We start from the raw sequence: 11,897 nt of genomic DNA, 5'->3' as shown, positions 1-11,897 counted from the left end.
TTTTTAACGTTTTACTCTCTTTTTCTTTGTATTTTTAGCTTTGTTAAGCGCTCTTTCTAACTCTCGTTTTTGTTGTCTTTCTATTTCACGCTCGCGTTTTATTTTAAATGGATTATTGATTAACAAAGTTTGACCTACTTGGAAGGCATTTGAAATTACCCAGTACAAAGAAAGTCCACTTGCTAATTTAACTCCCATAAACAAAATCATCAAAGGCATAAAATAAGTCATGATTTTCATAGTAGGATTTGAATCTATTTGACTCATACTTGATAACTTTGTACTGATGAATGTAAATATAGCAGCTAAAATGGGTAATATCCAATATGGATCTGGACTACCTAATTCCAACCATAAGAATTTACCAGCACTCAAACCTGGAATTCTCGAAATTGATTGCCATAAAGCCATTAAGATTGGCATTTGAATTAACAGTGGCAGACAACCTGCAAATGGATTAACCCCGTGTTGATCATATAATCTTTGCTGTTCTTCTTGTAACTTGCGTTTTGTTTCCGGATCCTTCGATGGATACTTTTCTTGTAATGCTTTGATTTTTGGTTGCAGTTCTTGAGTTTTTTTCATACTCTTATTCTGATATTGCATTAACGGAAATAATATAACCCTAATAATGATAGTAAATAATATAATTCCGATTCCAGCATTGCTTCCAAAAGATAATGCTTGTATTGCTCGGCCAAAATTAAATACGATATATCTTTCCCAAATTCCTGTACTATCTACTGTTATATCACTAGTTCCACAACCTGATAATATAAAGACTAGTGATAACATTCCTAATGTTAATAATAATTTCCTTTTATTCTTCACTATTAAAACTCCTCTATCTTTTTATGATATTATCCCAGCTATTTTTAATACGTGTTCTAGATTTTTCTTCACTTCTTGAGTTGTTAGATTAACAATGTTCGGTCTTGCAATTACAATCATAGAAACATCTTTATCAATACAGCCTTTTAAATTGAACAAACCTTCTCTAATTTGACGCTTTACATAATTTCTATTCACTGCATTTCCAATTTTTTTTCCTACAGATAATCCCACTCTAAAATGTTTTTGATCATTATAGCTGGCATAGACTACAAAATTTTTATTTGCAAATGATTTTTTTTTCAACATAATCATTTGAAATTCTTTTTCTTTTTTTATACGATAGGATTTTTTCATCTTAATCCCCTTTCGCTACTATAATAAAGTTAACAATTATTATTCTAATAGTACCATAAATTACGTCTATATTTACTAGTTATATATATTCCATTATTTTATTTTTCCTAAAAAAAAAACCACTGATTAGGTCAGCGGTTTATGAGCATAAAACTTTTCTTCCTTTACGACGTCTTGTTGCTAATACGCGACGGCCGTTTTTAGTACTCATGCGTTTACGGAAACCATGAACTTTACTATGCTTACGATTATTTGGTTGGTATGTTCTTTTCATAAGTGACACCTCCTATATAAATGTTATCTTCTTATAGCTAGACAGACCTCAATAGTATACGAAAGACTGCCTATTCTGTCAACCTTTCTTAATAAAGAATATTGAGAAATATAAAAAAATAAGAGCATACTTATCCACAATTGTTGGTTTAATCACTCAATACTTTTGTTAATTGTTAATAAATTTATAATTTAAACTTTTTGGTTAACAACTAGTTATGCACAAGTTAACAACTTCAAAAAAATTATCCCCAATTTTAATAACTGTTGTTAAAAACCACTTCAAAGTACTATTAACAAAGGTTCTTTTATCCACAACCTGTTGTTCTTATTAAGATTTTTTCTAAATTAATCCACTATTATTATTCCCTCTGTGGATAACTTGTTATTCTCTTGTTTATTTTTTTTCCACAAGTGTTTAAATTCGGTGGAAAACTTTTTTTTTTAATGCTAAAATAAGAAACGATTATTATCTTGAATAAGGAGGCACTAATTAAATGGCCGATATTAAATATATTTGGAATGAGCTTGTTGCTATTTATCGTGACAGCTTAACCGCTCCCAGTTTCAATGCTTGGATTGAACAGGCAACGCCTATAAGTTTAATCAACAATGATTTAACTATAGAAGTACCCTCAGCCCTTCATAAAGAATATTGGGAAAAAAATCTATCAACTAAAATAGTTGAAACAGGTTTTAAACTTACTGGTTCAGAAATAACTCCTATCTTTACGATTAAGAACGATATAATTGAAGATATTTCAGCTCAACCTAAAATGGAGCCCATTATATCTGACATAACAAAAGAAAATAGTAAAAAGGCTTTACTTAATCCTAAATACACATTTGATACTTTTGTTATTGGTAAAGGAAATCAAATGGCTCACGCTGCTGCTTTAGTTGTTGCTGATGACCCCGGCTCAACTTATAATCCTTTATTTTTCTATGGTGGAGTTGGACTAGGCAAAACTCATCTAATGCATGCAATTGGTCATCAAATGTTAATAAACAATCCCAATGCAAAAGTTAAATATGTTAGCAGTGAAACGTTTGCCAACGATTTTATTAATTCTATTCAAAACAGGACTTCCGAAAGTTTTAGACAGGAGTATCGCAATGTTGATCTTCTTTTAGTTGATGATATTCAGTTCTTTGCTGATAAAGAAGGAACTCAAGAAGAATTTTTCCATACATTTAATTCTTTGTATAATGATGGTAGACAAATTGTTCTAACGAGTGATCGACTTCCAAATGAAATTCCAAAGCTCCAAGAACGGTTAGTTTCTAGATTTGCATGGGGGCTTTCAGTCGATATTACCCCACCTGACCTGGAAACACGAATAGCTATTTTAAGAAAAAAAGCTAATGCTGAACATCTAGAAATTCCAGATGATACCTTGAGTTATATCGCTGGACAGATTGATTCAAATATCCGCGAGCTAGAGGGGGCTTTAGTTAGGGTACAGGCTTTTGCTACTATGAAGAATGAAGATATAACGACAAGTCTTGCGGCCGATTCTTTAAAAACATTGCGTTCAGTTGGAGCCAATAATCAACTTTCTATTTTAAGTATTCAAGAAAAGGTTTGTGAGTATTACCACATTCAACTTAAGGATTTAAAGGGGAAAAAAAGAGTAAAAACCATTGTATTACCCAGACAGATAGCTATGTATCTTTCAAGAGAGCTAACAGATAACTCTTTACCTAAAATAGGGGCTGAGTTTGGCGGTAAAGATCATACTACAGTTATACATTCTCATGAAAAAATACAACAATTACTAGAGACTGATACCTCTATTCAAAAAGAAATCAATGATATAAAAAATGGTCTTTCTAATTAACCCTGTGAATAACTCTAGTAAAAACCAAAAGTTATTCACAGGTTATCAACAAGTGGATAACTTTAGAGTCTGTTTACCTCTCTACAGATATCCACAGAAGTAACAGGCCCTACTACTACTATTATTTTATATATAACTATATTAATTACCGAAAGGAACTTACTAAAAATGAAATTAACGATTAATAGAACCAGTTTTTTAAACGAATTATCAACTGTTCAGAGAGCAATAAGTTCGAAAACAACTATCCCAATATTGACCGGAGTTAAAATAAAATTAAGTAACGAAGGCTTATCATTAACGGGAAGTAATGCAGATATTTCCATTGAAACATTTTTGTCAAAAAATGATACTAAGTCACAAATGCTGATTGAAGAAACAGGTTCTATTGTTCTCCAAGCTCGATTCTTTGGAGAAATAATAAGAAAATTACCTGAAAATACGGTTACTTTGGAAGTTCTAGCTAATAAACAAGTAGCTATAACATCTGGCGCAGCAGAATTTGTTGTTAATGGTTTGGATGCTGACAATTACCCTCAACTACCTGTAGTTGATGAAATCAAGCAACTACAATTACCTGTACGCGTGTTAAATAAAATGATTAATGAAACAAGTTTTGCTATCTCCCAACACGAAAGCAGACCTATTTTAACTGGGGTACATTTCATTTTAAATAGCTCTAGTTTATTATCAGTAGCTACTGATAGTCATCGTTTAAGTCAACGTGTAATACCTTTAGAGGATGTACAAGAGGATTTCGATATCGTCATTCCAGGAAAAAGTTTATTAGAATTATCACGATCATTTAAAGATGAAGAAGAAATGGTATCTATTAGTATTATGGAAAATCAAGTTTTGTTCAAAACAGCTAATATGTACTTTTATTCACGATTGTTAGAAGGAAAGTATCCGGATACAAATCGTTTAATACCAACTAGTTTTTCTACAGAAATTTCTTTTAATGTAGCTAACTTACTGTCAGCTATTGAAAGAGCTTCCTTATTATCACATGAAGGTCGAAACAATATTGTCAAGTTGGCTGTTTCAGATAATAAAGCTATTATTTATGGGAATTCGCCCGAAATAGGCAATGTACAAGAGGAAATTACCTACATTGAGATGACTGGAGAACCTTTAGAAATTTCTTTTAATCCAGATTATATGAAGAGTGCTTTAAAAGCATTTGGTGGTATTGACATTGTTATTAAATTTATTTCACCAATTAGACCCTTTACATTAGAACCGACAGATTCAGAAATTTCATTTATTCAATTAATAACACCAGTAAGAACTAATTAAAAAAGAAGAGCCATATTTAATACGGCTCTTCTTTTTTATGCAAAAAATTCGTTTTAAGGGGTAGAATATTAAATAGATTAAAACTATCTAAAAGAGCTATCGTTCGCTAGAAAGAGAAATTATACGGTTTATTTGTTTTTTAAGTATAAAAAATGGTATAATGTATAAGAAGAAATAGGTCTAAAAGAAGGTGAGAATATTGAAAAATACATTTAAATTAAAAACGGAATACATAACATTGGGGCAGTTTTTAAAAGAAATAACTGTTATCTCAAGCGGTGGTATGGCAAAGTGGTATCTGAGGGAAAATGTAATATTTGTTGATGGAGAAATAGAAAATAGACGTGGACGTAAACTATATCCAGGAATGATGATTGAAATACCTGAAGAAGGTACTTTTTTTATGGAAAAAAATGAAGAACTAATAACTGAGGAAATTTCTGATGAGAGTAACTAGCATCCAATTAGAAAATTATAGAAATTATGAGAAACTGTCACTAGAATTTAGTCGTGATTTAGTTATTTTTTTAGGTGAAAATGCTCAAGGTAAAACTAATTTATTAGAAAGCATCTATGTTCTGGCAATGACTCGAAGTCACAGGACAACTACTGAAAAAGAGCTAATACAATGGGATAAAGATTATGCTAGGCTATTAAGCTATGTCGAGAAAAAAAATCATGATGTAAGTTTAGAAATGGCTATTTCTAAAAAGGGTAAAAAAACAAAAGTTAATCATATAGAACAAAAAAAATTAAGTGATTATATTGGTGAACTTAATGTAGTATTATTTGCACCAGAGGACCTCTTTTTAATTAAAGGGGCGCCCCAAATTCGTAGACGTTTTGTTGATATGGAGTTGGGACAGATAGACCCTATTTATTTACATCATCTAACAACTTACCAAAAGATTTTAAAACAAAGAAATAAATATTTAAAACAGTTAGGATTTAAAGGAAATAAAGAAGGGGACGACTATTTAGATGTTCTCTCTGAACAATTAGCAAGTGCAGGCAGTAAGGTTATTTTTTCGAGATATCGGTTTATAGAAAAACTGGAAAAGTGGGCTCATAGTATACATCAAGGAATTACAGATGGTAGAGAAACCTTGAAGATGAAATATGACTCAAGTATTTCAGTGAGAGAAAATATGACTCAAGTAGAAATTGAGTCTATTTTTTTAAGTGAGCTAATGAAAAGCAAGTTAAAAGAACTTCATAAGCAAACAACATTATTTGGCCCACATAGAGATGATCTATTGTTTTATATTAATGGTCAGGATGTTCAAACATATGGATCACAAGGTCAACAGAGAACTGCTGCGTTGAGTTTGAAACTAGCAGAGATAGAATTGATTAATTTTGAAATTGGTGAGTATCCAATTTTATTATTAGATGATGTTATGAGTGAGCTCGATGATGAAAGACAAATTCATTTATTAAAAACTATTGAAGGTAAGGTTCAAACCTTCGTAACTACAACTACATTAAAGCATTTAGAAAATAGATTGCAGAGTGATCCAGAGATATTTATGGTAACAAAGGGCATGGTAGAGAGGAAGAGTGAATAAGAGTGACTGATGAGATTAAAGAGTATGAAAAAGATAAAGCAAATGAATACGATGCCAGTCAAATCCAAGTTTTAGAGGGACTTGAAGCTGTAAGAAAGCGTCCAGGTATGTACATTGGTTCGACTAGTGGTCAAGGATTGCATCATTTAGTATGGGAAATAGTAGATAATTCAATTGATGAAGCTTTAGCAGGATTTTGTACGGAAATTAATGTCGAAATTGAAAAAGATGGTAGTGTGACTGTTATAGATGATGGACGTGGCATTCCTATTGGTATTCAGGAAAAAACTGGCCGTCCAGCGGTAGAAACAGTATTTACTGTTTTACATGCGGGAGGAAAATTTGGTGGTGGCGGTTATAAAGTATCAGGTGGTCTTCATGGTGTAGGTTCATCTGTTGTAAATGCTTTGTCAAGTCAACTTGATGTAAAAGTATATAAGGATGGAAAAATTCATTACCAAGAATTCAAGAGAGGTGTGGTAGGTGACGATTTAGCAATTATTGGTGAAACAGATCGTCACGGTACAACAGTACATTTTACACCTGATCCCGAAATATTTAAAGAAACCGTTGAATTCGAATTCGAAAAGCTTGCAACTCGTATGCGTGAATTAGCATTCTTAAATAGAGGTCTTAAACTAACTATTGAAGATAAAAGAGAAGAATCTGCAGAAAAACGTGAATTCCATTATGAAGGTGGGATTAAGAGTTATGTAGAGCATTTAAATGAGAGCAAAACAGTATTATTTGATGACCCAATATATACTGAGGGAGAGCAACAAGACATAATGGTTGAGGTTGCAATACAGTATACAGACGGTTATCATGCTAATATTTTGAGTTTTGCTAATAATATCCATACATATGAAGGTGGGACTCATGAATTTGGATTTAGAACTGCTTTAACACGTGTTATAAATGACTATGGACGTAAACAGAAGCTTATTAAAGAAAATGAAGAGAATTTAAGTGGGGAAGACGTACGAGAAGGAATCACTGCAGTCATCTCAATAAAACATCCAGAACCACAATTTGAAGGTCAAACTAAAACTAAATTAGGAAATTCAGAAGTTAGAACAGTAACAGATAGACTTTTTTCAGAGGCTTTTAATAAATTTTTATTGGAAAACCCAACAGTTGCCAAAAAAGTAATCGAAAAAGGTGTGCTAGCTGCTAAAGCACGTATGGCTGCCAAACGTGCTCGTGAGGTTACTCGCCGTAAAGGTGCACTTGAAATTAGTAATTTACCGGGTAAATTAGCAGATTGTTCAAGTCGAGCCCCCGAAAAATCAGAATTGTTTATTGTCGAGGGAGACTCTGCCGGTGGATCAGCTAAACAAGGGAGAGATCGAGAAACACAAGCAATATTACCTATACGTGGTAAAATTTTAAACGTAGAAAAAGCAAGTATGGATAAAATTTTAGAAAATACAGAAATCCGTTCATTATTTACAGCTATGGGTACCGGATTTGGAGATGATTTTGATATTTCTAAAGCAAGATATCATAAATTAGTAATCATGACAGATGCTGATGTCGATGGAGCCCATATTAGAACATTATTATTAACTTTATTTTATAGATTTATGAGACCGATTGTTGAAGCTGGCTATGTCTATATAGCCCAACCTCCTTTATATGGAATTAAGCAAGGAAAAAATATAACTTATATTCAACCGGGAAAAAATGCAGATGAAGATTTAGCTAACACAATTAAAGAATTACCAGCAACTCCTAAACCTAATATTCAACGTTATAAAGGTCTAGGAGAAATGGATGACCATCAATTGTGGGAAACAACTATGGATCCAGATAGACGCTTAATGTTGCGTGTAACAGTAGATGATGCAATAAAAGCTGACCAAGTTTTTGAAATGTTAATGGGAGATAAGGTTGAACCTAGAAGAAACTTTATCGAGGCGAATGCTCGTTATGTTAAAAATTTAGATATCTAGAGGAAAGGAGAATACTATGTCTGAAGAAATTAGAGAAAATGTAAAAGAAGTTAACCTAACAAGTGAGATGGAAGATTCTTTCATTGATTACGCAATGAGTGTAATTGTCTCACGTGCATTACCAGATGTTAGAGATGGTTTGAAGCCAGTTCATCGTCGTATTTTATATGGAATGAATGACCTAGGTGTGACGCCAGATAAACCACACAAAAAATCTGCCCGTATTGTTGGGGATGTTATGGGGAAATATCATCCTCATGGTGATAGTGCTATCTATGAATCAATGGTAAGAATGGCTCAACCATTTAGTTATCGTCAGATGCTTGTAGATGGACATGGAAACTTTGGGTCTGTAGATGGCGATGGAGCAGCTGCAATGCGTTATACGGAAGCTCGTATGAGTAAAATCGCATTAGAGATGTTAAGAGATATAAACAAAGATACAGTAGATTTTGGTAATAACTATGATGAAACAGAGAAAGAACCTCTTGTTCTTCCTGCTAGATTTCCAAATTTATTAGTCAATGGTACTACAGGTATTGCTGTAGGGATGGCTACAAATATTCCTCCTCATAATTTGGGAGAGGTTATTAATGCTACAACCTTACTGATGGATAATCCAAATGCTACTACTATGGAATTGATGGAAGTATTACCTGGTCCTGACTTCCCAACAGGTGGTTTAGTGATGGGGAAATCAGGAATTAGAAAAGCTTATGAAACAGGAAAAGGTTCTATTACAGTTAGAGCTAAAGTCGACATAGAAGAGATGAAAAATGGTAAGGAACGTATTATTGTTACGGAATTACCATATATGGTAAACAAAGCGAAGCTAATTGAAAGAATTGCGGAGTTAGGTCGTGAAAAAAGAGTAGAGGGTATGACAGATTTACGTGATGAATCATCACGTGAAGGAATGAGAATGGTGATTGAGGTCCGTCGTGATGTTAGTGCGTCTGTTATCTTGAATAATCTATATAAAATGACAGCCTTACAAAGTTCGTTTGGATTTAATATGCTTGCTATCGTTTCTGGCGAGCCTAAAATCTTAAGCTTGAAGTCTATCCTTAATCATTATATTACCCATCAAGAAGAAGTAATTAGAAGACGTACAGAGTTCGATAAACGTAAAGCAGAGGCTCGTGCACATATTTTAGAAGGTTTACGTATTGCTTTAGATCATATTGATGAAATTATCCGTATTATTCGATCAGCTGAGGCTGAAGATATCGCTAAACAAGAATTGATAACAACGTTTAGTTTATCAGAACGTCAAGCTCAAGCGATACTAGATATGCGTTTAAGACGTCTAACAGGTTTGGAACGAGATAAGATTGAAAAAGAATACCAAGAATTAATAGCGTTGATAGCTGATTTAAAGGATATTTTAGCAAATCATCATCGTATAGTGGAAATTATCAAAACTGAACTTCAGGATGTTAAAGATAAATATGACGATCCTAGACGTACGGAATTGCTAGTAGGTGAGGTTTTAAGCCTTGAAGATGAGGATCTAATAGAAGAAGAAGACATAGTCATCACTTTGACACACAACGGCTATATTAAGCGCTTAGCTAACTCAGAATTCCGAGCTCAAAAACGTGGTGGAAGAGGAGTTCAAGGCATGGGTATGCATGACGATGATTTTGTAGAAAATCTAGTATCATGTTCAACTCACGATACGTTATTGTTCTTTACTAATAACGGAAAAGTATATCAAGCCAAAGGCTATGAGATTCCAGAATATGGAAGAACAGCCAAGGGAATACCTATTATCAACTTATTAGGGATAGATTCATCAGAAAAAATAGAGGCAATCATCAGTGTTGACGGAAAAGCGTCTGAAGATAATTATTTATTTTTCACAACACGTCAAGGTGTAGTAAAAAGAACAGCAACAAGTTCGTTTTCAAATATTAGAAGTAATGGACTAATAGCAATCAGCTTGAGAGAAAACGATGAACTCATTAATGTATGTGTTACAGATGGTACTAAAAAAATAATTATAGGTACACATCTAGGCTATTCCGTTACATTTGATGAAAATGATGTAAGAGATATGGGAAGAACAGCTACAGGCGTTCGTGGAGTTAGATTAAGAGATGAGGACTATGTTGTTGGCATGGCGATTATTGATGATGACTCTGAAGTTCTTATTATTACTGAAAAAGGTTATGGGAAACGTACAAAAGGTTCTGAGTACCCTGTCAAAGGCAGGGGTGGTAAAGGGATTAAAACTGCTAATATAACAGATAAAAATGGGCCTTTATCTGGTTTAACAACTGTTGATGGGTCAGAAGATGTATTATTGATTACAAACAAGGGTGTTATTATAAGATTTAGCGTTGAATCAGTATCTCAAACAGGTCGCTCAACACAAGGTGTACGTTTAATTAAATTAGAAGAAGATGCAACTGTTTCAACAATGGCAAAAGTAGAAGCAGAAGATGAGAAAGAAGAAAATTCACAAAATAAAACAACCGACTAAACAAAGCTTGATTTACTCTCGTAAAGAGTGTATAATTGCAAGATGTTAGTAGTCTATTTATAGATATACTTTCCTTGCTCTATATAAATATTAGAGCCAAAGTCCATAAGGAGGTGAAAAATCAATGAACAAAGCAACGAATTATGAAATTATGTATATCATTCGTCCAAACATTGATGAGGAAGCTAAAACTGCATTAGTAGAACGTTTTGACGCTATCTTAAAAGATAATGGTGCTGACGTTTTAGAATCGAAAGATTGGGAAAAACGCCGTTTAGCATACGAAATCAAAGATTGTCGTGAAGGTATCTACCATATCGTAAAAGTTTCTTCAACTACAGCTGATGGAATCAACGAATTTGATCGTTTGGCTAAAATCAATGACGGAATCTTACGTCACATGATCGTTAAAGAAGAAAACTAAAATGTTTCACGTGAAACATTTTGACGGAAGGGGATGGAGATATGATTAATAATGTTGTACTTGTCGGCAGATTAACAAAAGATCCTGATTTAAGATACACTTCTAATGGTTCAGCTGTTGCTAGTTTTACGTTAGCTGTAAATAGAAATTTCACTAATCAAAGTGGTAACAGAGAAGCTGATTTCATTAATTGTGTAATTTGGAGAAAACCCGCTGAAACATTAGCAAACTATACACGAAAAGGCTCTTTAATTGGCGTTACTGGTCGTATTCAAACGAGTAGTTATGATAATCAACAGGGACAAAAAGTTTATAGAACAGAAGTTATCTGTGAGAATTTCCAAATGTTAGAGTCTAAAAATGTTAATGAGCAAAGAATGCAAGAGCCACGTTTTGACAATAACCAAGGTGCCCCTGCATCTAGTTATCAACAACAAAGTGGTGCATCATCATTTGACCAATCTTCGTCATCCTATTCAAAAGATATGCCTAGTTTTTCGAGAGACAGTGATCCTTTTGGGAACGCTGCGAAAATTGACATATCAGATGATGATTTACCATTCTAAAATAGAAGAGGAGGCAAAATGATGGCTCAACAAAGAAGAGGCGGCGGAAGAAAAAGACGTAAAGTTTGTTACTTCTGTGCTAACCATGCAGACCACGTTGATTATAAAGAGGTAGAATTACTAAAAAGCAGATTTATTTCTGAAAGAGGTAAAATTTTACCGCGTCGTGTAACAGGTACATGTGCTAAACATCAACGTACATTAACAGTTGCAATTAAACGTGCACGTATTATGGGATTATTACCATTCGTTGCAGACGAACAATAATCTTATTAGGAGTAATGCAAATGCATTA

Annotated in this window: 12 protein-coding genes; 9 read left to right on the top strand and 3 right to left on the bottom strand. The window is 33.4% G+C overall.

Annotated features, from left to right (window positions below):
• Nucleotides 1-3: 3 nt before the first annotated feature.
• The 3 genes from OL233_RS06020 to rpmH form a co-directional block, all read right to left on the bottom strand.
• Nucleotides 4-795, bottom strand: coding sequence for a YidC/Oxa1 family membrane protein insertase (locus tag OL233_RS06020; protein ID WP_302470559.1), 792 nt, complete (start codon nucleotides 793-795; stop codon nucleotides 4-6).
• Nucleotides 796-852: 57 nt separating this feature from the next.
• On the bottom strand, nucleotides 853-1,188 hold the full coding sequence (gene rnpA, locus OL233_RS06015; protein ID WP_126831884.1) for a ribonuclease P protein component: 336 nt from the start codon (nucleotides 1,186-1,188) through the stop codon (nucleotides 853-855).
• Between the two features lie 139 nt (nucleotides 1,189-1,327).
• A complete protein-coding gene (gene rpmH, locus OL233_RS06010) occupies nucleotides 1,328-1,462 on the bottom strand; it encodes a 50S ribosomal protein L34 (RefSeq protein ID WP_126831883.1) in 135 nt (44 codons plus the stop codon).
• 496 nt (nucleotides 1,463-1,958) lie between these two features.
• On the opposite strand from rpmH, the gene dnaA reads away from it, so the two are divergent.
• The 9 genes from dnaA (at nucleotide 1,959) to rpsR (ending at nucleotide 11,869) form a co-directional block, all read left to right on the top strand.
• Nucleotides 1,959-3,302 carry a chromosomal replication initiator protein DnaA gene (gene dnaA / locus OL233_RS06005; protein ID WP_275471427.1) on the top strand — a complete coding sequence of 448 codons (1,344 nt, stop codon included), beginning with the start codon at nucleotides 1,959-1,961 and terminating at the stop codon, nucleotides 3,300-3,302.
• Nucleotides 3,303-3,470: 168 nt separating this feature from the next.
• Entirely contained in the window at nucleotides 3,471-4,601 is a 1,131-nt protein-coding gene (gene dnaN / locus OL233_RS06000) for a DNA polymerase III subunit beta (protein WP_275471426.1), read from the top strand.
• Nucleotides 4,602-4,800: 199 nt separating this feature from the next.
• Nucleotides 4,801-5,058 carry a S4 domain-containing protein YaaA gene (gene yaaA, locus OL233_RS05995; protein ID WP_275471425.1) on the top strand — a complete coding sequence of 86 codons (258 nt, stop codon included), beginning with the start codon at nucleotides 4,801-4,803 and terminating at the stop codon, nucleotides 5,056-5,058.
• The gene (recF, locus tag OL233_RS05990; RefSeq protein ID WP_275471424.1) at nucleotides 5,045-6,169 is read left to right on the top strand and encodes a DNA replication/repair protein RecF; all 1,125 of its coding nucleotides are present in this window, start codon (nucleotides 5,045-5,047) and stop codon (nucleotides 6,167-6,169) included. The genes yaaA and recF overlap by 14 nt, the downstream gene beginning before the upstream one ends.
• A 14-nt stretch (nucleotides 6,170-6,183) precedes the next feature.
• Entirely contained in the window at nucleotides 6,184-8,124 is a 1,941-nt protein-coding gene (gyrB, locus tag OL233_RS05985) for a DNA topoisomerase (ATP-hydrolyzing) subunit B (protein ID WP_437184407.1), read from the top strand.
• A gap of 16 nt (nucleotides 8,125-8,140) precedes the next feature.
• A complete protein-coding gene (gyrA, locus tag OL233_RS05980) occupies nucleotides 8,141-10,612 on the top strand; it encodes a DNA gyrase subunit A (protein WP_275471422.1) in 2,472 nt (823 codons plus the stop codon).
• A 124-nt stretch (nucleotides 10,613-10,736) separates the two neighbouring features.
• Nucleotides 10,737-11,036 (top strand): 30S ribosomal protein S6, encoded by a 300-nt coding sequence (rpsF, locus tag OL233_RS05975; protein WP_126831876.1) that lies wholly within the window; start codon nucleotides 10,737-10,739, stop codon nucleotides 11,034-11,036.
• 41 nt (nucleotides 11,037-11,077) lie between these two features.
• Nucleotides 11,078-11,602, top strand: a complete 525-nt coding sequence (ssb, locus tag OL233_RS05970) for a single-stranded DNA-binding protein (protein WP_275471421.1) — start codon at nucleotides 11,078-11,080, stop codon at nucleotides 11,600-11,602.
• Between the two features lie 21 nt (nucleotides 11,603-11,623).
• Entirely contained in the window at nucleotides 11,624-11,869 is a 246-nt protein-coding gene (gene rpsR, locus OL233_RS05965; RefSeq protein ID WP_126831874.1) for a 30S ribosomal protein S18, read from the top strand.
• Nucleotides 11,870-11,897 lie beyond the last annotated feature (28 nt).

Source organism: Vagococcus proximus, assembly GCF_029143285.1.
Classification (GTDB): Bacteria; Bacillota; Bacilli; order Lactobacillales; family Vagococcaceae; genus Vagococcus_D; species Vagococcus_D proximus.
This window is presented reverse-complemented; position numbering and strand designations above follow the sequence as displayed.